Raw genomic sequence first — 24,935 nt, forward strand, 5'->3', positions numbered from 1 at the left:
CGTGCGCCCGGGCCCTGTGCCCGCTCCGGACTTCCGGGCGGGCACAGGGCCCGGTTTGCGTCACCCTTCCTCGCTCCCCCGCCCCGATCCGGCCGGGATCCGGCTGATCCCGCTCGGCCACCAGGCCCGGGGCCCGATGTCCACGACCAGGGCGGGTGCCAGCAGCGAGCGCACCACCAGGGTGTCCAGCAGCACCCCGAAGGCCACGATGAACGCGATCTGGGCGAGGAACGCCAGCGGGATGACGATGAGCGCCGCGAAGGTGGCGGCCAGCACCACCCCGGCAGAGGTGATGACCCCGCCCGTGCTGACCAGGCCCCGCAGCACTCCCTGCCGGGCCCCGTGTTCCAGGGCCTCCTCCCGGACCCGTGACATCAGGAAGATGTTGTAGTCGACGCCGAGGGCCACCAGGAAGACGAATCCGTACAGCGGCACGGACGCGTCGGTGCCGCTGAATCCAAGGATGTGCTCGAAGACCAGCGACGCGACCCCGAGGGTCGCGAGGAAGTTGAGGCCGACGGTCGCTACCAGCAGGACGGGGACGAGTACCGCACGCAACAGCCCCATCAGGATCAGCAGGATGATCACAAGCACCACCGGCACGATGATCCCGCGGTCACGGTCCGCCGTCTGCTGGGTGTCGTACTGCTGCGCGGTGTAGCCGCCGACGAGCGCCTCGGCTCCCGTGACGCCGTGCACGGCGTCACGCAGACGCTGGACCGAAGCCTTGGCCTCGTCGGTGTCGGCCGCATCGTCCAGGGTCGCGTCGATGCGCACCCGGCCGTCGACCACGAGCGGCGGCCCGTCGCCCGGGCGCCCGGACACGGTCACGGGTGCCGCGGAGGCGACGCCGGGCGTTCCCGCAGCGGCGACGGCCGTCTCGTCGGCCCGGTCGGCCGCCGCGACGATCACGGCGGGGTTGCCGGAGCCTCCGGGGAAGTGCCGGCCCAGCGTGGCCTGCGCCGAGACGGACGGGGCGTCGTTCACGAAGATCTCGTCCAGGGGCACGCCCTGCGACTTGAGCGTGGGTGCGAACGCCGCGCAGGCGACGAGGGCCAGGGTGGTGGAGACCCATACCTTGCGCGGGGAGCGGTCGACGCGGCCGGCGACCCGGCGCCAGATGCCGTGCCCGTCCGGCTCCTGGCCGGCAGGACGGGGCCTTGCCGGCCAGTAGGCGGCCGGGCCGCACAGGACAAGCACCGCGGGAAGGAACGTCAGTGTGCTCAGTACCGCGCAGACGATGCCGAGCGTCCCTCCGATGCCGAGCCAGACGACGAGCAGGGCTACGGGCACCAGCCATCGGACGACGCGGTGCCGCGGTGCGGGCTTCATTTCTTCCCCATGGGTCTATACGTCATGTCTCTCGGCTATTCATTATCTCAATGAGTGAGAGATATTACCCTGGGAGGATGCGTACAGCAGAGGAAGGCCCGGACAGAGGCATGAGCGGCGGTCCCACGGGGCTCCAGTCGTTCGCTGTGCTGCTGCGCCGTATGACGAGCGAGCTCAATCGCATCACCCATGAGTTCGCCCAGGCTCAGGGGCTCCATCCGACGGATGTGCAGGCTCTCATCGCCGTCCTGGACGCCGAACACGGTGAGGACGGGTCGGCCATGACGCCGGGGAGGCTCCGCGAGCAGTTGGACCTCACCTCGGGGGCGGTGACGGCGTGCCTGGACCGGCTGGAGCGTGCGGGGCACGTTCACCGCGTCCGGGACGGCGGCGACCGGCGGGTGGTACGGCTGCATTACGCGCCGGCGGCGAAAGCGGTCGCCCGTGACTTCTTCAGCCCGCTGGCGACCGCCACCGAGGCGGCCCGGCGCCAGTTCGACGAGGACGAACTCCAGGTCGTCGTGCGCTTCCTGGAGGCCCAGAACGACGAGCTCACGCAGTTGAGGGGCCGCACGAGAACGTCGTAGCCCACCAGGCAGCCGGCCCCTCAGAGTGCGCGCAGGCCGTTGATCACCTCGCGGAGGATGCGTTCATCAGGCAGCTGGGCCGGTGGCACCGGGCGGCTGACCGTCACGTACCCAGATCCGAGCAGGTCGCCGAGGAGCACACGCACCACGCCGACCGGCAGGTCGGCGTCGGCGGAGAGTTCGGCGACCGACTGCGTCTCGGTGCGGCACAGGGCCAGCAGCGTCCGGTGCTCCGGCCCCAGCAGCGCGTCCTCGGAGCTGCCGGTCACGGTGTCGTCGATGGTGACGAGCGCGATCAGGTCGAAGCGCGCGCCGCCGGGCCCGGGTTCGGTCCGCCCGCCGGTCATGGCGTACGGGCGGACGAGCGGGCCTGCGTCGGCGTCGTACCACTGGCTGCCCGGCAGCTCGTACGGGTCGGGGGTCTCCGGGCCCCCGCCGGTCCTGGTCACTGGTCTTCCAGCCCCTTTCAGCCGGCTGCCGACGGGTGTTCGGCGAAGCGCGCCGGGGTACGCAGGTGCTCGCCGACCCGTTTGACGAGGCGGGCCATCTCGTAGGCGACCAGACCGATGTCGGCGAACGCCGTGCTGAGCACGGCGAGGCAGGACCCCTCCCCCGCCGCGGCGACGAACAGGAATCCGTCGTCCATCTCGACCATCGTCTGGCGCACGTCTCCCGCCCGGAAGTGCCGTCCCGCTCCCTTGGCGAGGCTGTGGAAGCCGGAGGCGACCGCGGCCAGGTGCTCGGCGTCCTCGCGGCTCAGCGCGCTGGACGCGCCGACGGCGAGCCCGTCGCCGGAGAGCACGACCGCGTGCCGGACCTCGCCGACGCGGGTCACCAGTTCGTCCAGCAGCCAGTCGAGTTCACCGGATCGGCGGGGTACCCCGGTCCTCTCGTTCGCGATCATGCGGAGTCTCCTTCGCTCGGCGCACGGTGTCGGATGGTGCTCGGGGCCGCTGCCGGGGCGCCGGGGGAGGCGCCGCCGCCGCGGACCCAGCCGGCCCGGTAGGCGCTCATGCGGTCCCTGGCCTGTTCCGGGGTGCGTTGCGCGGCCGGCTCCTCGTCGGGCCCGCCGGTCCGCGGCGGCTCGGGCCGTGGTTCTTCGCGCAGTTGCGGCACGAGGCTGGCCTGGCGCACCCGGCGGGGCAGGGTCTCCTCATCGTCCTTCTCGCCGGCGGGCGGTCGCGGCGCCGGCGCGGCCTTGTCCGTCTTGGCCTCCGGCCGGCGGGGGCGCAGCGAGGTCACTCCGGTGGCGGGTCCGGTGCGGGACTCCAGGGCGGGGACCGGGACGGGCGCGGGAAACGCGGTGTTCTGGGGGCGTACGGAACGGGGGCCCGGTCCGAAGGAGGTGCGTTCGTGGTCGTCCCGGCGCTCGGCGGAGGCCTTCTGCGGCGCCGCCTGCGCCTCGGCCGGGGGCAGTGCGGTCTGCAGCAGCTCCGTCGGGAGCAGGACCACCGCTGTCGTGCCGCCGTACGGGGAGGTGCGCAGCTGGACCTTGATCCGGTGCCGTACGGCGAGCCGGCTGACGACGAACAGGCCGAGCCGGTCGCTGTCGAACAGGTCGAGCGCCTCGGCCTGCTCGATGCGGCGGTTGGCGTCGCCGAGCAGTTCGGTGCCCATGCCGAGGCCGCGGTCCTCGATCTCCAGCGCGTAGCCGTTGCCCACCGGTTCGCCGGTGATGCGGACCTTGGTGTGCGGGGGTGAGAACTGTGCCGCGTTCTCGATGAGTTCGGCGAGCAGGTGGGTGAGGTCGGCCACGGCCGTGCCTTTCACGGCGGCGTCGGGGAGCCTGCTGACCTCCACCCGGGCGTAGTCCTCGATCTCGGAGACGGCGGCGCGCACGACGTTGGTCAGGGACACGGGCATGCGCCAGGCCCTGCCGGGGGCCGCGCCGGACAGGATGATCAGGCTCTCGGCGTGGCGGCGCATCCGGGTGGTGAGGTGGTCGAGCCGGAAGAGATCGCTCAGCTCGTCGGGGTCGTCGGCCTTGCGCTCCATGCTGTCCAGGAGGTTGAGCTGACGGTGGACCAGGACCTGGCTGCGCCGGGCGAGGTTGACGAAGACGCCGGAGATGCCGTCCGCGAGCTCGGCCCGCTCGACGGCGGCGCTGAGGGCCGCCCGGTGGACGGTGCCGAGGGCCTCGCCGACCTGGCCGATCTCGTCCTGGGAGGCGAGCCCGGGCGGAGCCTCGGCCCGGATGTCGAGCTCTTCGCCCGCACGCAGCCGCTGCATGGCCAGAGGCAGTTTGCGCCGGGCGATCTCCAGCGCGCTGTTGCGCAGGCTGACCAGCTCGACGACGAGCGCGCGCCCGATGCGTACGGAGATCACGAGGGACGCGGCGACGGCGACGAAGCCGAGGATGACGGCGGCGCCGGACGGGCTGAGCAGTCCGTGGGCGAGGGGGTCCGCGCGGTCGGCGGCGCGGTCGCCGGCACCGGTGCCGATGCTGTGGAGTTCGCCGCGGACCTCGTCGGCGGCGCGCTGCCAGTCGGCCGCAGGCACGGCCCGGGCGGCGTCGCGGCCGGGTGCCGCCGCGAGCACCTGGTCCTCGGCCGCCTGGATGGAGCGGTAGGAGGGCCGGGCGGTGAACTCCCGCCAGGCGGTGCGTTCGGTGGCCGGAAGGTCGGCGCCGGCGGTCTCGGTGAGGCTGCGCCGGGTGTCGACCGCGCCGGTGAACAGCCGCAGCGGGCGGTCCTTCAGGGTGCCGGCGCTCGCGGCGGTGGCCAGCAGTGCGTCCTCGCGGGCCAGCATCTCGTCGGCGCGGGCGAGTTCGAGCAGGACGCGGGCGTCGGAGCCGAGGGCGTCGTCCTGGATGCCGGTGAGGGCACCCGAGACGGCGAAGGCTGCGCTGAGCGTCGAGGTGTAGCGGTCGTACACCGCTCCCTCGTCGTCTCCGGCGCCCTTGCGGCTTCCGTGGTCCGCCCGCAGGTTCTCGGCCAGGGCCAGGAAGTGGTCGAGCCGGCCGGCCACTCCCCCGGGGAGGTTGCCGGTGTCGGCGATGGTGTGCCCGTCATCGAGCCGCAGCGCGTCGAGGGCGGTGTCGGTGCGCCCTGCACGCTCCTTCAGGGCCGAGTCGCGGGCGCGACCGGGGTCGGCGGCCTGGAGCATGGCCGCCTTGCGTTCGTTCTGCAGCGCGGCGACCGCAGCCGCGACCGGCGTCCTGACCTCTTCGTCGACGCGCTGCAGCTGGCGCAGCCGTGCCACGTCCTGGGCGGTGGACACGGTGGCGAATCCCCAGAGGGCCAGCAGGGAGACGACGGGCAGCATGAGCAGCGAGATGATCTTCGCGCGCACGGTCCCGGGGCGCAGCGTCCGGCGGCGCGGGGTGGCTATGCCGTGCGCGGGCGGCGGACCGTCGTGCTCGGCGCCCTCGTCGGCGGGCGGTCCTGCGTGCGCGCGCCGGCCTCGGGCCGGCGGGGCCGACGGGGCGGCGGGCCGGGCGGCGGAGGCGCCGGGGTCCGGGGTCGTCGTGCGGGGTGGGCGCATGGCCTCCTCGTTCCGGGTCGGAGCTGGGTGGGTGGCGGGGCGGCGGGCCGGGCCGCTCGTCAACGGGTGGCGGCGGGTGAACGGCGGTCGGCGGTCGGCGCGTCGGGGCTGCGGGCGGCGCGCCGGGACCGTAGGTCCGGGCCTCGTCCGGAGGGTGCCGCGTCGCCGGGTGTCTGCGTGTGCTCGGCGTGGGCGTAGGCGGCGCGTTCGGGCGCGGTCGGGGACAGGGCCACGAACGCCGACGTGAGGAAGAGGTAGGAGCCGAGTCCGACGGCGAGGGGGAAGATGAACTGCATCGCGGTGGCCCCGTGCAGTGCCGCCCCCGAGGGCGTCACCTGCACGGTCACGGCCAGCATGCCGGTGTAGTGCATGCTGCTGACGGCCGCGCCCATGACGAGGGCGGCAAGAGCCACGGCGCGCGTCGACCGGATGTTGAGCGCGGCCCACAGGGCGGCCGTGGCGGCGATGACCGCGATGACGACGGAGAGGACGACCCTGAGCGGGTCGTAGTGGACGGTTCCGTGCAGCCGGAGGGCCGCCATGCCCAGGTAGTGCATGCTGGCGACGCCGAGCCCGGTGGCGAAACCGCCGAGCAGCAGCGCCCTGGTCCGGTCGCGGCTGTAGCCGACGGCGAAGACCCCGCCGCCGACCACCACCATGGCGCCGAGCAGGCTGAGGAAGGTCAGCGGCACGTTGTAGCGGATGTCGGTGCCGTACACGCCGAAGCCGAGCATGGCGACGAAGTGCATGGTCCAGATGCCGGAGCCGATGGCCGATGCGGCGGTGATCAGCCAGTTGCGGCGCGAGCGCCCGGTCGTGTCGAGCGCGCGCACGGTACAGCTCAGGCCGAGCGCGGCGCCGATGCAGGCCATCGCGTACGACAGCAGAGGTGTCAGCCAGCCGAAGGTGGCGTGGTCCAGGTGTCCCATGACTCGGGGACGCTAGTCTCGCTGAGGCGCGCGTCCGGGGCGCATTCGAAAGCTGCCGAAATATGACAGAGAGATGTTCCCCAACGATCGCAACGTGGTCGAACATGCGCGTCGATTCACGACGTTCCGTTCGGGTGGCGGCTGCGCGATCATGTCCGTATGGCCGATGACCACACACATGTCCAGGAGTTCTTCAGCGCTCGCGCCGCGGACTGGGACACACGTTTTCCCGACGACGGCCCTGCCTTCGTCACCGCCGTCGCCGCGCTGGGACTCCGTCCCGGTGATGCCGTTCTCGACGCGGGATGCGGTACGGGGCGGGCGCTTCCGGCCCTGCGGGCGGCGGTCGGTCCCGCAGGCACCGTGCTGGGTGCCGACCTCACCGCGGCCATGCTGGAGTCGGCGGCGCGCGCGGGCCGCGGCGGCAGCGGGCTGCTCGTCCAGGCCGACGCCGCCCGGCTGCCGCTGCGGCCGGGGGCCCTCGACGCGGTGTTCGCGGCCGGGCTGATCTCTCACTTGTCCCGGCCGGGTCCTGACCTGGCCGAGCTGGCCCGGGTGGTGAGGCCGGGCGGGCTGCTGGCGCTGTTCCACCCCATCGGACGGGCGGCACTGGCCGCGCGGCACGGCCGGCGGCTCACGGACGGTGATCTGCGGGCCGAGCCCAACCTCCGCCCCGCGCTGGCCCGTTCGGGCTGGCGCCTGACCTCGTACGCCGATGAGAGCAGCCGCTTCCTCGCCCTGGCCGAACGGACGGGGTGAGCGGGCGGCCGGCTCAAGCGGTGGGGCAGGCTGCCTCCGGGGTCACGTTGCCCGGGAGTCCGGGCGGCGCAGGTGCGGGACCGGGCAGCCCCCTGCGCCCGGGGTGGGGAACGTGCCGAGCGCGGCCACCTCGTAGCCGTCGGGGTAGCCCCTGATCTCCGGGTTCTGCCGGGCGTAGTGCGGCTTGGCGCGCGGCGGCAGCAGCCGGACCGCGCGCCCTCTCAGACGCAGGGCGCCGCGGGTGAGGGCGCGGGCAGCGGTGCTCGGCCGTTCGTACCGGAAGGACCGCAGCAGCGAGTCGTCGAGCAGCGCGAGGCTCGCGCCGCGCACGATCGGCGCGAGCGGGCGCGGATACCAGGAGGCCATCAGCTCCAGCGTCGCGTCCGACACAGAGCGCGCGCCTTCGTCCCAGCCGAAGTGCGCGTCCTCGTAGGTGTCGAGGGTGTGCTCGAAGTCCTCGTACGTCTGCGGCAGGTCCTTGATGCCCAGGTGAGCGCCCAGGGTCCGGTAGTAGGCGGCGCACGCACGCAGTTCGTGACCGGAGAACCGGCGCCAGCCGTAGGCGTCGAGCCACCTCTTCGGGGTGACCACGAAGGTGCACAGCACGTAGCGCATGTCGTCGTTGCCGATGTCGAAGCTGTTGTGCATCCGGTTGATCCGGCGGATGGCCGTACGTCCCAAGTCACTGTCGAAGCCGTGCTCCACGACCGTGTCGAGCAGCAGCGCGGTGTCGTCGTACCGCTTCTGCGTACGGTCCGTCAGCTCGGCGGTCTCGGCGAGGAGCCGCCCGATGCTCGGCACGGCATAGGTGCGGTACAGCGCCAGTTCGAGGGCGCGCGCGATGTCCCAGGGGAACTCGAACGTCGCCGTGATCCGGTAGATCTCCAGGAAGTCGCGCTCCGGGTCGAGGCGTTGGATTTCCTTCAGCCGGTCGAAACGCTTCACCGCACCGTCTCCCTCGTCCAGGTCGAGTGTCCAAGCGTACGTGCGGGGGCAAGACGGTGAGTACGTACGACGGACGACGAAAGGCGGTCCCCATGACCAGCATGTTCGGCATACTGCGCAGAGCCGTGGCCCCGGGACGCAAGGCAGGCGGGTCCCCGGCGCCCGCGGCGGCGGCCGGGCGGCGGCAGCACAACCTCTTCGAGGCGGCCGCCACGTTCGTCGCGGCGTCGGTGGAGGACGACCAGGACCGGATGGACGAGGCGAGCGGCTGGGTGTCTCCGGAGGCGCTCTCCTTCGGCGTCGGCGAACTGGCCTGCCGGGCCGTCATCGCGCTCGCCCGTGAGCGCGACGAGTCGCCGGAGACGGTGGCCCGTACGCTGCTCGGCCTGTCGGAGGAATGAGGAACGCCGTCCGGGCTCGTCGCTCAGCTCGCGTCCTGCCTTGTCAGGGCCTCGACGAGGGGGTTACCCACTGGTTAAGGTGCGCCGACGACAACCATGACGGAAGAGGAGGGTGCAGTGGCCGGGACGGACAACACAGTCGCCGACGACGACGCACTGTACGTGCTGACCGCGGTCCTGCTGACCCCTGCGCAGTTCCCCAGCGTCCTCGGCGACGACTACCCGGCAGCGTGTGCGGCCCTGGGCCTGGAACCGTACGCCGAGGGATACGGGCTGGTCCTGGGCCAGGACGGCGACGGGGCCCGGTGGACCGTGGTGGTCGACGACGTGTCCCTGGTGGCCGTCGCGATAGCGTCCTGGGACTGCGGGATGGAGTACGACCTGTCGCCGGACGACCGCTCGGTGGTCTGCGCGCTCCCCGGCTGGCCGCTGGCCGTGGCGGTCGCGGCGCCCGGGGTGGGCGCTCCGCACGATCCGGAGCCCGACCCGGAGGCGGACGGGGAGGACCCGCCACCCCTGGCCCCGCCCGACACCGGCGTCTGGGGACCCGCTCAGCGACGGCTGGGCGCGGACGCGATCGCGCTCCAGTGGGCCGTCTGGCGGGAGCAGATCGACGACGACACGGCCTTCGCGCCGGCGGAGGGCGGGGCGGAGTCCGGCTCGAAGGCCGAGGCGGACGGCTCGAAGGCGGACGCGGACGGCTCAAAGGCTGACGCGGACGCCTCGGGAACTGACGACACCCCGCCCTCCATCACGCACCCCGGCGTCCGGCGGGCTCTGGCCGAGGCGCACGCGTATACCGACACCCCGCCGCCCCCCGGCCGCGTCCGCTCCTCGTTCGCGCCCGGTGACGCCCGGATGATCCGCGCCGACGGCCCCGGCTGGTCCCTGGTCGCCAGGACCGACGACATCGCCCTCGTGCTGCTCGACGAGGTGCCGGGGGAAATCCTGACCGTGCGGCGCGGGCCCGCGCTTCCCGGACTGCTCATGGCCCTGGACGCGATGGCCGTCCGGCCCTCCTGACACCTGGTTGGACGAATCAAACCGACCGCCGCGCGCGGGAGCCACGGGATCGAAGGACCGATCCCGTGGCTCCGCGCTCGTCCGTGCATCGGGCGCGTCAGACCCGTTCCAGCGGCCGGTGGGGCTGCGCCGGGAGCTCGGCCTTCACCGGGTCGCCGGGCCGGACCACGCCGCCCACGGCGACCACGCTCATGATCCCGGCCCTACGGACGACGGCGCCCGCCTCGTCCCGGCCGACGACCTGCTTGAGCAGTCCGCCCTGGAAGTTATCGATCTGGAGGCACGGGTTGCGCAGCCCCGTGACCTCGACGACGGCCTCGTCGCCGAGGTGCAGCAGGGTGCCGACGGGAAGCGCCAGCAGATCGATGCCCCGGGTGGTGACGTTCTCCCCGAGGTCACCGGGCGCGACCTCGAACCCGGCCTCGCGCAGCTCGTCGAACAGCTCTTCCTGTATGAGGTGGACCTGGCGCAGATTCGGCTGGGTGGGGTCCTGCGCGACCCTGGAGCGGTGTTTGACCGTCACCCCCGCGTGCACGTCCCCTTCCACGCCGAGTCCGGTCAGCAGCGTCACGCTGTCCCGGTTCGGCTTGGTGAAGCTGTACGCGTCATTACTGCTCACGGCGGTGACTGTCCCACTCACGGTGCGGACCCCTCTCAGCGGCCTATTTCCTTACGCGTGATCCTACGAAGCCTGCGCCGCTGGCTCGGGTCCAAGGCCAGATAAGCGATCGCGGGCACTCCGATGAGGACCAGCAGTGACAGCCAGAACCCGATGAACGGCATCAGGACGACTGCGACGACAACTCCTCCGATGGCGATCTTCGCGCTGTTCGACATCGTCCACGCCTCCTTCGCGGCCCGTGGCCGCTCCTGCTGTGAGAACGCCTGTGGGTGCCCATCGGTTCCGGCCGCGGCGGGTGAGTCCGCGCCGGTCACCGCAGAGGGGCGCCGACCTCGTGCATGTGCTCCAGCGCCTGCCGGTAGGACTCGATCAGTCCGGTCTCGGCATACGGCATGCCGAGGGCCTCGCAGTGGGCCTTGACCAGGGGCTGGGCCAGTCGCAGATGCGGGCGCGGCATGCTCGGGAAGAGATGGTGCTCGATCTGGTAGTTGAGCCCGCCGAGGAACCAGTCGGTGAGGACGGCGCCGCGCACGTTGCGCGAGGTGAGGACCTGCCGCTGCAGGTGTCCCCAGCGGTCCCCGTCGGGGTCGGGCATCTCCATGCCCTTGTGGTTCGGGGCGAAGGCCATGCCGAGGTGGAGACCGAAGAGCGCGTGGTGCACGAGCGCGAAGACGACGGCCTTTCCGGGGGACATGACGGTGAGCAGCAGCGCGGCGTAGAGGCCGAGGTGGGCGACCAGGAGCAGGCCGGACAGTGCGCGCTCCTTGACGGGCTGCTGCCGCAGGTACTGGAAGCCCGAGATCTTCAGAGCGATGCCTTCGAGCAGCAGCATCGGGAAGAACAGCCGGGCCTGGTTGCGGGTGAGCCAGCGGGCGAATCCCTCGCGCTGCGCCGCCTGCTTCTGGGTCCAGACGAGGGCCCCGACGCCGACGTCGGGGTCCTTGTCGATGTGGTTGGGGTTGGCGTGGTGACGTACGTGCTTGTCGTTCCACCACGCTTCGTTCATGCCGAGCAGGAGGTTGGCGTGGAAGAGGCCGATGGTCCGGCTCACCCACCGGTCGCCGGTTATCTGCGCATGGCCGGCGTCGTGCCCGAAGAAGGCGGTGCGGGACCAGACGATGGCGAGGGGCAGTGCGAGCAGCAGCGTCCACCAGGTGTTCCCGAGGAGGACGACCGCGGTCAGCACCGCGCTCAGGGCGAGCAGATTGACGGCGATGCCTGCCGCGTACCAGCCGGTGCGCCGTTCGAGGAGCCCCTGCCCCTTGACGGCCCGCAGCAGTGGCGCGAAGTCACTTCCTGTACTTCCGGCACTTCCGGCACTGTCGCGAGTTGGTTCCGCGACGGTGGTTGCGGCCTGAGGCATGATGTCTCCGGTCTTATAGGTGCGCTGACCTGATGAAACGTACGGGTCGCAGATGTATAGCAGCCATGGCGCCACCACCCCGAGTTTCCTGGTGCCCACCCCCTCATTCCGACGGGGGGCTGGCCACACCTCGCGGACATATGGGACAGGAACGTGATGTGCATCACGCTCCGTACACGGCCGCCAGTGGCCGCGATGCAGTACCCTCGGCGGCCTCGGCCCACTAGTCAAACTTGAGGACTCTGACATCGCTGTGCACCGCCTCCCCGCAGCAACGCTCTCCGAGATCTCCGCACTCGCCGGCTGTTGTGCGGTCTTCCTGCCCGCGGATCCCTCCCGGACCGGACGGGTCGCCTTCTGGTATCCGGACGGCAGCAGTCCGCCCGACGCCCCCGGAACCGTCGAGGAACTCACCGTCGCCGGGGCCGATGCCCTGCCGTACGCCGTGCCCGCGCGCATCCTGCCCGTACGGGACGCCCTCGCGGTGCTCACCCGCGCCCGGACGGCGGCACACGCCTCCACCGCCGCCCTGTTCTGGGGGGCTGCGGGGCTGCTGGCCCTGCAGTTCGCCGCCCGGGGGCTGTTGCTGCCGGGACTGAGCACCACGGACCACGACGCGTGGCGGGCCGGTCCGCTCACGGCGGACGACCGGACGCGGATCCGCACCCTGGCCGCGTCCATGCCTCCGACCGCCCACGCGGTGCCCGTCGACGCATTGGCGCAACCCCTCCTTCTCCCCGAACCGGATGGGCTGGTACGGGAGTTCATCGACGCGGTGGCGGACGGGCTGCCGCGCACCCCCGGTGCCTCGTTCGCCACGGGTGGCCCGGCGTTCACCGCGGACGCGCCGCAGCGCCTGCCGGGCCGGCGCGCCTGGGTCACCGATGTCGCGGCGGGGCACGACGCGGGCGTCCGGCTCTCGCTGCGCGTGGAGGTCCTGGGTCTCGGCCGGACCGGTGAGGCGCCCTCCGGGCAGGCGCCCAGCCCTTCCTTCCGGGTCGTCCCGCAGCTCCACGGCGTGAGCGACCCGGCGCTGGTCGCCGACGCCGCCGAGATCTGGGCCGGCTCGGGACCGGCCGCCGCCGCCTTCGGGCCGAGGGCCCGGATGGACACCCTGTTGATGCTGCGCCGGGCCGCGCGCGCGTGGCCGCCCCTGGCGCCGCTGCTGTCGGCGGCCGTACCGGATGCCGTGGAGCCGGCCGACGAGGAGATCGCCGACCTGCTCGGCCCGGCCTCACGGGCGCTGTCCGCCACCGGTGTTCAGGTGCACTGGCCCAGGGAACTGGCCCGCAAGCTGACGGCGGGCGCGGTGATCGGCCCCGCGGACGAGGAGGAGGACGGGGGCCGACGAGCCGGGCGCAACGCGTCGGACACCGCACCGCTGCTGTCCGCCGACTCCCTGCTGACCTTCGACTGGTGGTTCGCCCTCGGTGACCAGAAGCTCAGCCGTGCCGAACTCGACCGGCTCGCCGAGGCCGGACGGCCCCTGGTCCGGCTGCGCGACCGTTGGGTGCTGATCGACCCCGAGGAGGCGCGGCGCGCCCGCGAAACCCAGGACCGCAAGGTCACCCCGATCGACGCGCTCGGCGCCGTACTGACCGGGTCCACGGAGATCGACGGCCAACGCGTCGACGTCCGGGCGACGGGGTGGCTGGAGCGCCTGCGGGAGCGGGTCGCGGACCCGGAGTCCCGGCCGGGGGACGAGCCGGCGGTTCGTCAGCCGACCGCGCTCGCCGCGACGTTGAGGGACTACCAGCTGCGCGGCCTGAACTGGCTGGACACGATGACCTCGCTCGGTCTCGGTGGCTGTCTGGCCGACGACATGGGGCTCGGCAAGACCATCACGCTGATCGCCCTGCATCTGCACCGCCAGGCCCTCGACGGGGCCGCGGGACCCACGCTGGTGGTCTGCCCGACCTCCCTGATGGGCAACTGGCAGCGGGAGATCGAGAAGTTCGCCCCCGGCACTCCGGTCCGCCGCTTCCACGGCGCCTCGCGGAGCCTGGAGAACCTGGTGGACGGGGAGTTCGTGCTGACCACCTACGGCACGATGCGCCTGGACGCGTCCCGGCTCGCGGCCGCGCGGTGGGGCATGGTCGTCGCGGACGAGGCGCAGCATGTGAAGAATCCCTACTCGGCGACGGCCAGGCAGTTGCGGACGATCGGCGCGCAGGCGCGGGTCGCCCTCACCGGCACCCCCGTGGAGAACAACCTCTCCGAGCTGTGGGCCATCCTCGACTGGACGACGCCCGGCCTGCTCGGCCGCCTCGGCACCTTCCGCACCCGGTACGCGCGCGCGGTGGAAGGCGGCAGCGACCCGGCGGCTGCCGAGCGCCTCGGCGCTCTGGTACGGCCGTTCCTGCTGCGCCGGCGCAAGTCCGATCCGGGTATCGCCCCGGAACTTCCGCCGAAGACGGAGACGGACCGCGCGGTGTCGCTGACGGCCGAACAGGCGGGCCTGTACGAGGCGGTGGTGCGCGAGACCCTGGCCGCGATCTCCGAAGCCGACGGGATGGCCCGGCGTGGCCTGGTGGTGAAGCTGCTCACCGGGCTCAAGCAGATCTGCAACCACCCCGCGCAGTACCTGAAGGAGGAGAATCCGCAGGTCGCGGACCGTTCTGGGAAGGTGGAGCTGCTCGACGAACTGCTGGACACCATCCTCGCGGAGGGCGCCGGCGTCCTCGTCTTCACCCAGTACGTGCAGATGGCCCGGCTGCTGGAGCGGCATCTCGCGGCGCGCGGGATCGCCACCCAGTTCCTGCACGGCGGTACGCCGGTGGCTCGGCGGGAGGAGATGGTCAGCCGGTTCCAGTCGGGCGGGGCGCCGGTCTTCCTGCTGTCGCTGAAGGCCGCGGGGACGGGACTCAATCTGACCCGTGCGGGCCATGTGGTGCACTTCGACCGCTGGTGGAACCCGGCGGTGGAGGCACAGGCCACGGACCGCGCGTACCGCATCGGGCAGACCCAGCCGGTGCAGGTCCACCGGCTGATCGCCGAGGGCACGATCGAGGACCGGATCGCGGAGATGCTGGCCCGCAAACAGGGGCTCGCGGACGCGGTGCTCGGTTCCGGCGAGAGCGCCCTGACCGAGCTCAGCGATGCGGAACTGGCCGATCTGGTGGAGCTGCGAGGGGGCGCGCGATGAGCGAGGGATATGAGTCGGACGCATTCGGCGACCGGTCCGACAGGGAGGGGCCCGACGAGACGGCGCCCGGGCAGGAGCGCACGTTCGCCGCCCTGCCTCCGGCGAAGGGCCGCCGCTTCGCGGAGTCCTGGTGGGGCCTGGCGTGGCTGAAGGCCCTGGAGGACACCGCGCTGGACGGACAGCAGCTGAAGAAGGGCCGCCGGTTCGCGCGTGAGGGCCGGGTCGGCGCGGTGTCCGTGCGGCCGGGCCGGATCACCGCGGTGGTCCGTGACCGTGAGGAGAGCGGGTACCGCAGCGACGTACTGCTCCAGGAGCTGACCGAGGGAGAGTGGGACCGCTTCCTGGACGTGGCCGTGGAGCGGGCCGGACACATCGCGGCCCTGCTCGACCGGGAGATGCCGCCGCACCTGGTCGAGGACGCGGCGGCGGCCGGTGTGGACCTGCTGCCGGGCATCGGCGACCTCGACCCCGAGTGCGGCTGCGAGGCGTGGGACCACTGCCCGCACACCGCCGCCCTCTGCTACCAGGTGGCCCGCCTGCTGGACCAGGATCCGTTCGTCCTGCTGCTGATGCGGGGCCGCGGGGAGCGGCGGCTGCTGGACGAACTCCAGGTCCGGATCGCCGCCAGGGCCGCGGGTCGGGCGCCGTCGGACACCGCGGACGAGCCCGCCGGGGAGACGGGTGACCGGGCCGTGCGCGGGATTCCGGCGGCGGAGGCCTACGCGGCTGCCGGCATCCTCCCGCCGCTGCCCCCGGTCCCGGCCCTCCCCGACGGCCCGGGACCGGCGCCCTCCCTGGACACGGAGACCGGCCCCGGACCGGGCCTGGACCCCGCGGCCCTGGAGATGCTGGCCGCGGACAGCGCGGCCCGGGCGCACCTGATGCTGGCTCAGGCGCTGTCGCCCGGTCACGGACAGCAGCCCGTCCCGGCAGGGCTGACGCCCGGGCAGGACGCGGTACGGCTGGCAGCCGAGGCGCGCCCCGAGCCGTGGATCGCCAACCGGCTGGCGGCCGGCTCGGGCCGTCGGCCCGCCGGTCTCCCGGCCGCGGTGCGCGCCTGGCAGTACGGCGGTGCCGCAGCGCTCGCCGTGCTCGACGAGGAGTGGACGCCGGACGCCGCCGCGATGGCCCGGGCCAGGACGCGGCTCGCCGGGGCGTGGGAGGAGGACGAGGCGCCCCGGCTGCGGTCCGAGCGCAACCGCTGGACCTCGGCGGACGGCACCGCCCAGCTGCGCTACGGGCGGGACGGGCGCTGGTATCCGTACCGCAAGGAGAACGGCCGCTGGGCCCCGGCGGGGCCGTGCGACGAGGATCCGGCGGCGGCCTGGGCGGACGCGGCGGTCCCCGCGGACGTCTGACAGCAGCTCACCGGCGGCCGGCAGGGCACACCGCCCCTGCCGGCCGTCGTTCCTGACACAACGCCTCAGTTCCCAGCCCGCCACCCCCTTCCGCCCGGCAGTTCAACTCGATGTCACCGGCCGTTGAGGAGCACGGCGGAACGTGACGCCGGTCAGGTCATTCGCTCCTCAGGAGGCCCCATGTCCCCGCGTGTCGTCCGTCGATCTCTTGCCGTCGGGCTGCCGCTCGCCCTGCTCGGCACGGTGTGTGCCGCAGGCACCGCCACCGGCGCGCAGGACCGGCAGCACCGCCCCGAGGGCACCGCGCGGGTCACCGCGAGCGCCCTGCTCGGGGACGTACCGCTGGCGGGCTTCAGCAACGGGCTGCTGCCCGGGACCGTCGACGACGACCGCGGCGTGATGCTCGGGGGCATCGGCAGCGACATCTACCCGGCCGGCCGCAAGGGCGAGTTCTGGACGGTCACGGACCGGGGCCCGAACGGTCAGATCAAGGTCGACGGCACCAAGCGGCGTACCTTCCCCGTCCCCGGCTTCGACCCGGCGATCGTGAAGGTCCGGGTGAGCGGCAAGCACGTCGAGGTGCTGCGCTCCCTCCCGCTGACCACGCGTTCCGGTGCTCCCGTCACCGGCCTGCCGAACCAGGCGGACCGCGACGAGGCCCCCTACTCGTACGACGCGAGGACACGGCTCCCGTACGACCCGAACGGGCTGGACACGGAAGGGATCGTCCGGAGCGCGGACGGCTCGTTCTGGCTGGTCGACGAGTACGGCCCGTCGCTGGTACACGTCTCGGCAGGCGGCCGGGTGCTGGCCCGTTACGTCCCCGAGGGCCTGGACCTCGCGGGCGCGGACTACCCCGTGGTCGAGGCGCTGCCCGGCGTTCTGCTCCACCGGAAGGTCAACCGCGGCTTCGAGGGCCTGGCACTGCTGCCGGGCGGCGATCTGGTGCTCGCCGTCCAGAGCCCGCTCGCGCTGCCCGACAAGGACGCGGGCGAGGCTTCGCGCAACGTGCGGCTGCTGCGCTTCTCCCCGAAGAAGCGTGCGGTCACGGCGGAGTACGCGTACCGCTTCGACGCCGTGGGGGTCGTGGACCCGGGTGAGGACGACACGTCCGAGCTGAAGATCTCCTCGGTCGTCGCGATCGGCGGCAACGACCTCCTGATCGAGGAGCGCACCGACCGGGCGGCCCGTCTGCACCGCGTCACGCTCCCCCGCGGCGCCGGCATCCTGGGCTCGCGCTGGGACGTCCCGGCAGCCTCGCCCTCGTACGAGGAACTGGCGGACCCTGCGGCCGCGGGTGTACCGGTCCTGCGCAAGCGTCTCGTCGTCGACCTGGGTACGGTCCCGGGCGTGCCCGGGAAGATCGAAGGCGTGGCGGTGACGGGCCCGGACACGCTCGCCCTCATCAACGACAACGACTTCGGCATGACCGACGGGGCAAGCGCCTTCGACGCGGACGGCCGGCTGGTCGACTCCGGCATCAAGACGTCCGTGACACTGCTGAAGCTCCCGCGCCCGCTGACGCACTGACGAACCGACGGGCCGTCCGGCGGCCCCGAAGGCGCACCTGCCACCACCAACTCCCCCTCGCCCGCTGCGATTTCGGGCTTCTGCCGTCTTCCGTCACCCGCGCGACGCCCGTACGGTGGGGCGCGCACGCTGCTCGGCCGTACATCGGACGTCGGATTCCGGTCACCGGACAAGAGGGAGTCACGGGATGTCGGGGGAATCGGGTCACGGGCTTCTGCGCGATGCCATCGGGCTGCGCGAGGTCCTGTTCCAGAGCGTCACGGCGATGGCTCCGGCGGCCGCCATCGCCGCTTCCATCCCCGCCGGGGCCGCGTTCGCGGGCGGCAGCCTGCCGTTGTCGGTGCTCGTGGCGCTGGTGGCCTGTCTGTTCACCGCCTCGTGCGTGGCGGAGCTGGCCCGTCATCTGCCCGCGGCCGGGTCGGTCGCCACGTACTCGGCGCAGGGGCTGCATCCGACGGTGGGCTTTCTCGTCGGGTGGGGATACGTGTTCGTCGAGGCGCTGGTGCCCGCGCTGCTGCTGCTTCAGCTCGGATTCACGACCGCGGGCACCCTCCATCAGGAGTGGGCGTCCTACCCTGCGGACCTCTGGTGGCCGTGGTCGCTCCTGGGCGCGGTGATCATCGCGCTGGCCGGCTACTTCGGCGTCCGGGCCTCCGCCCGGTTCGGCACCGTGCTCGGCGTCTTCGAGGTGCTGGTGTTCGTCGCCTTCGCCGTGCTGCTGATCGGGCAGGCGGGGGCCGACAACACCCTGTCGGTGTTCGGCCCCTCCCACACGGCCGAGGGCTTCGACGGCATCAGCGGCATCTTCGCCGGTTCCGTCTACACCGTGCTGGCCTTCGCGGGGTTCGAGGCGGCGGCGCCTCTCGCCGAGGAGACGAAGAACCCGCGTCGCACCATGAGGCGTGCGGTGCTGGGCGCCGCGCTGTCCATCGGCCTGGTGTACGTCCTCACCACGTACGCCATATCCGTGTATTTCGGGCCGGACCGGTTGGCGGGCTTCGGCACCTCGGGAGCAGCCTCCTGGGAGGGCGTGGCCCGCGCGTCGTTCGGCCTGTTCTGGGTGCTGCTCTTCCTCGCCGTCGTCAACTCGACCGTGGCCAACGCGAACGCGTGCGCGAACGTGTCGACCCGCACGGCGTACGCGCTCGGCCGCACCGGAGTGTTTCCCCGGGCGTTCGCACGGCTCCATCCGCGCCGCCGCTCCCCCGTCACCGGGGTCGCCGCGCAGTTCGTGATCGCGGTGGGCGCGGCGCTCGGCCTGGGATTCGCGTACGACCCCGTGACGGCCTTCGTTCTGCTGGCCACCGTGATCGTGACGGTGATCATCGGCGTGTACATCGTGGTGAACCTGGCCTGCGCCGGCTATTTCCTGCGGCGGCGCCGGGACGCGTTCAACCCGGTTCTGCACCTCGTGTTCCCGGTGCTGGGCATCGCGGCGTTCGTACCGGCGCTGCTGACGGCCGCCGGTATCCCCGTGTTCGACTTCGTCTCCGAACTCAGCGCCCCCGTCTCGTACGCGGGTCCCGTCGTCGGCATCTGGATGGTGACCGGGATCGTCGTCCTGGCGGTGCTGCTGCGCAGACATCCGGAGCGGGTGGCCCGGATGGGCAGGATCCATCTGGACGACGACCCGGGGGCCCAGGAGGTCAGAGCGCCCAACTGACCGGTCAGCCAAAGCGGTTGTCCCTCCCCCCACACCCAGGAGTAACGCATGGACCGCAGAAGGATCCTTCAGGGCGTCACGGCGACGGCCGCGGGTGCCCTGCTTCCCGCCTCCGTCCGCGCCACCGCGGCGACGGCCGGCGAGACGGACTATCCGGCGGCCCACTGGGTGCCGGCCTCGACGTCCAACTACACGGTGTCGACCCGCCCTTCGGCCTATCCGGTGCAGTTCGTGATCATCCATGTCACGCAGGAGACGTTCTCGGACGCCGTGGCGATCTTCCAGAATCCGGCGAAACAGGTGTCCGCGCACTATGTGGTGCGCTCGTCGGACGGCTACATCGACCAGTGCGTGCGGGAGAAGAACATCGCCTGGCACGCGGGGAACTGGGACTACAACACGCGCAGCATCGGAATCGAGCACGAGGGCTATGTGGACCAGCCCGCCTACTTCACCAACGCCCTGTACGAGCAGTCGGCGTTGCTGACCGCGTCGGTGTGCGACCGCTACGGCATCCCCAAGGACCGCGCGCACATCCTGGGCCATGCTCAGGTCCCCGGCACGGACCACACGGACCCGGGGCCGCACTGGGACTGGGTGCGCTACATCCGCCTGGTCAATCTCCTGGGTGCGGGCTGAGCCGACCACCAGGTGAGACGGCTCGCCCCGCCTTCTTGACGGCGCATCCCGGCGCGTCGAAACTGACGTGGACGGTCACGATTGTCAGCGCTGCCCGTGCGGGATCTCCCGCTCGTGCGGTTATCGGCCCCGGCCCGCTGACAGGCAACCCTTCCACCGCGATGGGGTGCCCCGGGTGACGACCGGGTTCTGTTGGTGCAACAGGACAAGCGTGGTCTCGCGTCTCGCGAGCCCTGATGGCGGGACCGGTGGGGATTTGCCGAGGAACGGCTTGACGAGGCGCCTGCACATCGATCTGCTGCGCGTCTCCAGCGCCTACTAGCCGACGCCGGACCTGTCCTGGCCGGACCGGCCGGGCCCTTCGTCCCGGCGCGCTCGCGCCGGGGCCGGCCGGGTCCGCTCGGTCCGGCCCGGTACGCAAGCGCAGTCGCTCCGCATACCCCCGCCCACACGGCGGTGGTGGCTTCGTCCTTCCCGCAGGTAATCCCATAGGGAGAGTCATGCCCGAGACAGCATCGCGCGGTTCCAGTGCGGGCAACCCGCCACAGCGCGGACCCGTTTCCTCAGCCGCCGCTTCACGCGCGGCAGGCCTGCGCCCCTCGTCGGGTGTTCCGTCCCCCCGCCTGCGCAGCCGGATCGGCGTCGGTCTCGGCGGCGGCTTCTATCCGGCACCGCACCGCTATGAGCTGTTCCTGTCGGCGGGTTGTCCGCGCTCGCTGCGCATCTCCATCACTGTCGGCCTTCTCGGCCTGCGGGACTCGGTCACCACGACGCTCCTGACCCACCCGGCCGGGGCACCCGAGGCCTTCGCCTCACTGCGCAGCGCGTACGAGGCCACGGTGCACCACTACGACGGACCTCTGACGGCTCCCGCTCTGCGCGACCGCTGGAGCGGCCGCATCGTCAGCAACCACACCCCCGGCATCCTCCGCGACCTCGCGGGTCCGCTGTCCGGACACGACGATGCCTGCCCTTCCGCGCTGCACCCGCCGGCGCTCGCCGCGGACATCGAAGCCCTGCGTGAGCTGCTGGACCGCAATGTCACTTCTTCCGCCGCGCCCTCGGAGCGATCGGCGGCGCTCGATGTCATGGAGCGCCGGCTCTCCCTGCATCCCTATGCGGTGGGTGCGGAGCTGACGGCCGCCGACGTGGACCTGTGGGTGGCGCTCGTCCAGCCGGGTCCGGCCGACTCCCTGTGCCCGTACCCCCGGCTCCAGGAGTACGTCCGCCGACTCGGCGGCCATCCCGCCTTCCGGTGCGCGAACGAGGTGGCGTCCGCCGCGGCGTGACCCCCCGCGCTCAGCCGCCGTCGCGGGCGGTTCCCCGACCGGCACCGCCCGCGGGCTCTCCCACCGACGGATAGCGGACGAAGAGGATGCCCTGCACATCCCCGTCGGGCGCGCTGTAGACGTGGGGCGCGTCGGCCTTCCAGTGCGCACAGACGCCGGGGACGGCCGTACTGGTGTCGTCCGGCGGTCCGACGACGGCGGTGCCGGTCAGCACCATCAGGCTCTCCCGCGTACCGGGGACATGCCCCTGCGACTCCTGTACGGTCCCCGCCCCGATGCTGATGCGGAACACGTCGGTGACCGCGGGCCCGTCCTCGTACCGCTCCAGAAGAACGGCGGTGACGGCGCTCCCCGAGACGCCGGGAAGTGCCTGCCCCCAGCGGCCCGCCGACGGCGGGTCGCCGAGTACGGCGCTGAGCGGAAGGCCGAGCGCGGTGGCGAGGGCGTACAACGTCTCCAGGGTGGGATTGCGCGTCCCGCTCTCCAGCTCCGAGAGCGTCCCCTTGCCCACGCGGGAGCGCCGGGCCAGCTCGGACAGGGACAGGCCCCGCTCGCTCCGCAGCGTTCGTAGCCTGCGTCCCACGTCCTCGTTCAGCCCCATCGGCTCCGCACCCGCTCCGCATTCCTGGTTGACGGGCGTCGGCCCGCTTCTCTAGTGTTCCACATACAGAACGTTCCGTATATGGAACGCCGGGCGTGCCGGGACACCGGGACATCGGCCCTCTCACAGCAGCACAGGAAGTGGCTCCCTCATGTTCGCGATCGCCCGCATACGCTCGGCCGCCCCGCTCTCGGCCGTGGTGGCCGGACTGATCGCCGTCATGGTCGGCGTCACCAGTTCGGCGGCGCTGGTCTTCACGGCCGCGCGGGCCGCGGGGGCGGACGCGCGCGAGATCTCGTCCTGGATGCTCGCACTGGGTGTCGGTCTGGCCTGCACCTGCATCGGGCTGTCGCTCCGCTTCCGGGCGCCCGTCGTGACCGCGTGGTCGACGCCGGGAGCCGCCCTGCTGACGACGGGCCTGAGCGGGGTGACGATGGCTCAGGCGGTGGGCGCGTTCGTCTTCTCGGGGCTGCTCATCCTCGTGAGCGGCGTGACGGGCTGGTTCAGCCGTCTCATGGGCCGGATCCCGGTTCCGCTGGCGGCCGCGCTCCTCGCCGGGGTGCTGCTGCGGTTCGGCACAGGGCTGTTCAGCACGATGCACGGCGGGTTCGCGGTCGCGTTCCCCATGTTCGTCCTCTATCTGCTCGGCCGGCGCCTGCTGCCGCGGTATGCGGTGCTGCTGGCCCTCGCGGCGGGCGTGGTGGCCACCGTGTTCACCGGCGGCTGGCAGCTGGGCGAGCTCCGGCTGGGCCTGGCCGTTCCGGTCTTCACCACACCGGAGTTCAACTGGAAGGTGCTCGTCAGCGTCGGCACGCCCCTGTTCGTCGTCACCATGGCCTCGCAGAACCTGCCGGGCGTCGCCGTGATCCGCGGTGCCGGGTACGACGTACCGGTCTCGCCCCTGATGACGTGGACCGGCGCGGCCAACGCCGTACTGGCGCCGTTCGGGGCGTTCGGCCTCAACCTGGCCGCGATCACGGCCGCCATCTGCACGGGCGAGGAGGCCCACCCCGACCGCGACAGGCGCTTCCTGGCCGCGGTGTGGGCGGGCTTCTTCTACCTTTGCGTCGGCCTCCTCGGCGCGACCGTCGCCTCGCTTCTCACCGCGATGCCGCAGGTACTCGTCCTGGCGATCGCCGGAATCGGCCTGCTCGCCACCATCGAGGCCTCGTTGTCGGCGGCGCTGGCCGACAAGGCGTCCCGGGAGGCGGCCGTGGTGACCTTCCTCGCCACCGCTTCCGGTGTGACACTGCTGGGGATCGGCTCCGCGTTCTGGGGTCTGCTGGCCGGTCTGGTCACGGGTGCGATCGCCTCGGTGGGCCGACCGCGCCGCGAGGAGTCCGCGACCGGGGCGGTGCCGGAGGAAGTCCGCGTCCACTGAGTCCCGGACCCGCTTCTGTCCCCTCCGTGGGACGGGGTTGCTCCGGGCGGCGGATGCGGGGTGGGATGGTCACCATGCAGAAAGCGGTTTCCCAGCCTCCCGCCGAACCCCTGGCGGCCCTCGACCACCTCGACCACCGCTACCGCGGCGAGAACCCCTTCCGTACCCTCGCCTACCTTTTGCGTCCCGACCGGGGACGGCTGGCACTCGCGGTCGTCTTCTTCGTCGTGAAGCACAGCCCCATCTGGCTGCTTCCCCTGATCACCGCCACCGTCCTGGACGTGGTGGTCCAGCACGGCCCGGAATCGCGGCTGTGGAAGGCCACCGGCGTCCTGTTGTTCATCCTCGTGATCAACTATCCGCTGCACCAGTGGTACGTACGCTGCCTCGGCGGCAGCATCCGGCGCATGGGCATCACCCTGCGCTCGGCGCTGTGCCGGCGCATGCAGCAACTGTCCATCGGCTACCACGCACGGGTCAGTTCGAGCGTCCTGCAGGCCAAGGTGGTCCGCGACGTGGAGTCCGTGGAGCAGATGATGCAGCAGAGCGCCGACATGGGGCTCGGCGCCGTCGTGACGCTGGTCGGCGGCCTCGTCGTCATCGGCGTGCGCGTACCCGCGTTCCTTCCGGTCTTCCTGATCGTGGTGCCCGCGGCCGGTTTCCTCGTGATGAAGCTGCGCGGCCGGCTGCGCAGCCACAACGAGTCCTTCCGGCGCGAGGTCGAGCAACTGTCCTCCCGGGTCGGCGAGATGACCACCCTCATCCCCATCACCCGCGCCCACGGACTGGAGCGCACCGCGCTCGGCCGGGTCGACGGCTCGCTGCGCCAGGTCTTCGCGGCCGGCCTGCGCCTGGACGTGATCAACGGCCGCTTCGGGTCCCTGGCCTGGGTCATCCTCAACACCCTGGGCGTGCTGTGCCTGACGGGATCGGCACTGATCGCGTACCACGGCTGGATGCCCATCACCGCCGGCGACGTCGTGATGCTGAGCGCCTTCTTCACCGTACTGACGGGCTCGGTGACCACGCTGCTGGGCCTGGCACCCATCCTCACCAAGGGGCTGGAGTCGGTGCGTTCGGCGGGCGAGGTGCTCCAGGCGCCCGACCTCGAACACAACGCGGGCAAGGCACAGGTCGACCACGTCACCGGCCGGATCGACTTCGAGGACGTCGGCTTCGCCTACGAGGACGCGGACCCCGCCGTCGACGGGTTCACCCTCTCCGCGCGGCCTGGCGAGACCATCGCGCTGGTCGGCGCATCGGGCGCCGGCAAATCGACCGTCCTGAACCTCCTCATCGGCTTCATCCGGCCCACGTCGGGCCGCATCCTGCTCGACGGCAAGGACATGGCGGGGCTCGATCTGCGCAGCTACCGGCGCTTCCTGTCCGTGGTCCCGCAGGAATCGATCCTCTTCGAGGGCAGCATCCGCGACAACGTGACGTACGGGATGAAGGACACCGACGAGGCCACACTCATACGCGCGCTGGCGGACGCCAACGCGCTGGAGTTCGTCAACGATCTGCCCCTCGGCCTGGACACGGTCGTCGGTGAGCGGGGGGCCCGCCTCTCGGGCGGCCAGAAGCAGCGCCTCGCCATCGCCCGGGCGCTGATCCGGGACCCCAGGGTGCTGGTGCTCGACGAGGCCACCTCCGCGCTGGACAACCGCTCCGAGGCCCTGGTGCAGGAGGCTCTTTCGCGGCTCGTACAGGGCCGTACGGTCTTCGTCGTCGCCCACCGGCTCTCCACGATCCAGGGCGCCGACCGCATCGTGGCGATGGAGGGCGGCCGGATCGCGGAGGTGGGCACGCACGAGGAACTGATCGGCCGGGAAGGCGTGTACGCGGGCCTTCAGCCTGCCCACCCGTAAACGGACCGGGCGGACAG

Annotated in this window: 21 protein-coding genes, 1 pseudogene and 1 riboswitch; of the genes and pseudogenes, 12 read left to right on the forward strand and 10 right to left on the reverse strand. The window is 72.2% G+C overall.

From position 1 onward, the window contains the following. Positions 1-60 precede the first annotated feature (60 nt). Positions 61-1,266, reverse strand: a pseudogene (locus ABTX18_RS00815) (MMPL family transporter); the annotation flags it as partial. 143 nt (positions 1,267-1,409) lie between these two features. Between ABTX18_RS00815 and ABTX18_RS00820 the strand changes: the two are divergent. Next, complete coding sequence (locus ABTX18_RS00820) at positions 1,410-1,919, forward strand: MarR family winged helix-turn-helix transcriptional regulator (protein WP_352120562.1); 510 nt, start codon at positions 1,410-1,412, stop codon at positions 1,917-1,919. 20 nt (positions 1,920-1,939) lie between these two features. Here the strand turns inward: ABTX18_RS00820 and ABTX18_RS00825 are convergent, their stop codons facing one another. Genes ABTX18_RS00825 through ABTX18_RS00840 form a run of 4 tightly spaced genes read right to left on the reverse strand, consistent with a single transcriptional unit; the run spans position 1,940 to position 6,331 of the window. Next, complete coding sequence (locus tag ABTX18_RS00825; RefSeq protein ID WP_352120563.1) at positions 1,940-2,368, reverse strand: DUF742 domain-containing protein; 429 nt, start codon at positions 2,366-2,368, stop codon at positions 1,940-1,942. A gap of 17 nt (positions 2,369-2,385) precedes the next feature. Continuing rightward, the gene (locus ABTX18_RS00830; RefSeq protein ID WP_352120564.1) at positions 2,386-2,823 is read right to left on the reverse strand and encodes a roadblock/LC7 domain-containing protein; all 438 of its coding nucleotides are present in this window, start codon (positions 2,821-2,823) and stop codon (positions 2,386-2,388) included. Continuing rightward, positions 2,820-5,402 carry a sensor histidine kinase gene (locus ABTX18_RS00835; protein WP_352120565.1) on the reverse strand — a complete coding sequence of 861 codons (2,583 nt, stop codon included), beginning with the start codon at positions 5,400-5,402 and terminating at the stop codon, positions 2,820-2,822. The genes ABTX18_RS00830 and ABTX18_RS00835 overlap by 4 nt, the downstream gene beginning before the upstream one ends. 59 nt (positions 5,403-5,461) lie before the next feature. Next, complete coding sequence (locus ABTX18_RS00840; protein WP_352120566.1) at positions 5,462-6,331, reverse strand: MHYT domain-containing protein; 870 nt, start codon at positions 6,329-6,331, stop codon at positions 5,462-5,464. A 159-nt stretch (positions 6,332-6,490) separates the two neighbouring features. Here ABTX18_RS00840 and ABTX18_RS00845 point away from each other — a divergent pair, with 159 nt between their 5' ends. Beyond that, complete coding sequence (locus ABTX18_RS00845; protein WP_352120567.1) at positions 6,491-7,090, forward strand: class I SAM-dependent methyltransferase; 600 nt, start codon at positions 6,491-6,493, stop codon at positions 7,088-7,090. 42 nt (positions 7,091-7,132) lie between these two features. Here the strand turns inward: ABTX18_RS00845 and ABTX18_RS00850 are convergent, their stop codons facing one another. Further along, complete coding sequence (locus ABTX18_RS00850) at positions 7,133-8,035, reverse strand: oxygenase MpaB family protein (RefSeq protein WP_352120568.1); 903 nt, start codon at positions 8,033-8,035, stop codon at positions 7,133-7,135. A gap of 92 nt (positions 8,036-8,127) precedes the next feature. On the opposite strand from ABTX18_RS00850, the gene ABTX18_RS00855 reads away from it, so the two are divergent. Both ABTX18_RS00855 and ABTX18_RS00860 read left to right on the forward strand, forming a co-directional pair. After that, the gene (locus ABTX18_RS00855) at positions 8,128-8,436 is read left to right on the forward strand and encodes a hypothetical protein (protein ID WP_352120569.1); all 309 of its coding nucleotides are present in this window, start codon (positions 8,128-8,130) and stop codon (positions 8,434-8,436) included. 96 nt (positions 8,437-8,532) lie between these two features. Further along, positions 8,533-9,459: a hypothetical protein gene (locus ABTX18_RS00860; protein WP_352120570.1), complete on the forward strand. Its 927-nt coding sequence runs from the start codon at positions 8,533-8,535 to the stop codon at positions 9,457-9,459. Positions 9,460-9,556: 97 nt separating this feature from the next. Here ABTX18_RS00860 and ABTX18_RS00865 read toward each other — a convergent pair whose 3' ends face one another. From ABTX18_RS00865 to ABTX18_RS00875, 3 genes are all read right to left on the reverse strand, one after another. Beyond that, positions 9,557-10,099 carry an MOSC domain-containing protein gene (locus tag ABTX18_RS00865; protein ID WP_352120571.1) on the reverse strand — a complete coding sequence of 181 codons (543 nt, stop codon included), beginning with the start codon at positions 10,097-10,099 and terminating at the stop codon, positions 9,557-9,559. Positions 10,100-10,113: 14 nt separating this feature from the next. Then, on the reverse strand, positions 10,114-10,296 hold the full coding sequence (locus tag ABTX18_RS00870; protein WP_136325839.1) for a tail-anchor membrane protein: 183 nt from the start codon (positions 10,294-10,296) through the stop codon (positions 10,114-10,116). 95 nt (positions 10,297-10,391) lie between these two features. Further along, positions 10,392-11,444, reverse strand: coding sequence for a fatty acid desaturase family protein (locus tag ABTX18_RS00875; RefSeq protein ID WP_352120572.1), 1,053 nt, complete (start codon positions 11,442-11,444; stop codon positions 10,392-10,394). Between the two features lie 253 nt (positions 11,445-11,697). Here ABTX18_RS00875 and ABTX18_RS00880 point away from each other — a divergent pair, with 253 nt between their 5' ends. The 6 genes from ABTX18_RS00880 to ABTX18_RS00905 all read left to right on the forward strand — a co-directional run bounded on the left by ABTX18_RS00880 (position 11,698) and on the right by ABTX18_RS00905 (position 21,068). Beyond that, positions 11,698-14,589, forward strand: coding sequence for an SCO1167/SCO6262 family helicase (locus tag ABTX18_RS00880; RefSeq protein ID WP_352120573.1), 2,892 nt, complete (start codon positions 11,698-11,700; stop codon positions 14,587-14,589). Beyond that, entirely contained in the window at positions 14,586-15,947 is a 1,362-nt protein-coding gene (locus tag ABTX18_RS00885) for an SWIM zinc finger family protein (RefSeq protein WP_352120574.1), read from the forward strand. Before ABTX18_RS00880 ends, ABTX18_RS00885 begins: the two co-directional genes overlap by 4 nt. A 180-nt stretch (positions 15,948-16,127) precedes the next feature. Beyond that, positions 16,128-17,477, forward strand: a complete 1,350-nt coding sequence (locus ABTX18_RS00890; RefSeq protein ID WP_352120575.1) for an esterase-like activity of phytase family protein — start codon at positions 16,128-16,130, stop codon at positions 17,475-17,477. A 187-nt stretch (positions 17,478-17,664) separates the two neighbouring features. After that, positions 17,665-19,140 (forward strand): APC family permease, encoded by a 1,476-nt coding sequence (locus ABTX18_RS00895; protein ID WP_352120576.1) that lies wholly within the window; start codon positions 17,665-17,667, stop codon positions 19,138-19,140. Positions 19,141-19,188: 48 nt separating this feature from the next. Beyond that, complete coding sequence (locus ABTX18_RS00900; protein WP_352120577.1) at positions 19,189-19,779, forward strand: N-acetylmuramoyl-L-alanine amidase; 591 nt, start codon at positions 19,189-19,191, stop codon at positions 19,777-19,779. A gap of 73 nt (positions 19,780-19,852) precedes the next feature. Continuing rightward, a riboswitch (SAM riboswitch) is annotated at positions 19,853-19,997 on the forward strand. A 282-nt stretch (positions 19,998-20,279) separates the two neighbouring features. Beyond that, a complete protein-coding gene (locus tag ABTX18_RS00905) occupies positions 20,280-21,068 on the forward strand; it encodes a glutathione S-transferase family protein (protein ID WP_352120578.1) in 789 nt (262 codons plus the stop codon). A gap of 10 nt (positions 21,069-21,078) precedes the next feature. Here the strand turns inward: ABTX18_RS00905 and ABTX18_RS00910 are convergent, their stop codons facing one another. Continuing rightward, complete coding sequence (locus tag ABTX18_RS00910; RefSeq protein WP_352120579.1) at positions 21,079-21,669, reverse strand: helix-turn-helix domain-containing protein; 591 nt, start codon at positions 21,667-21,669, stop codon at positions 21,079-21,081. Positions 21,670-21,820: 151 nt separating this feature from the next. Here ABTX18_RS00910 and ABTX18_RS00915 point away from each other — a divergent pair, with 151 nt between their 5' ends. Then, positions 21,821-23,050: a benzoate/H(+) symporter BenE family transporter gene (locus ABTX18_RS00915; protein ID WP_352120580.1), complete on the forward strand. Its 1,230-nt coding sequence runs from the start codon at positions 21,821-21,823 to the stop codon at positions 23,048-23,050. Between the two features lie 74 nt (positions 23,051-23,124). Next, a complete protein-coding gene (locus tag ABTX18_RS00920; protein ID WP_352120581.1) occupies positions 23,125-24,918 on the forward strand; it encodes an ABC transporter ATP-binding protein in 1,794 nt (597 codons plus the stop codon). Positions 24,919-24,935: the final 17 nt, after the last annotated feature.

The organism is Streptomyces sp. NPDC096323 (genome assembly GCF_040302845.1).
GTDB lineage: Bacteria > Actinomycetota > Actinomycetes > Streptomycetales > Streptomycetaceae > Streptomyces.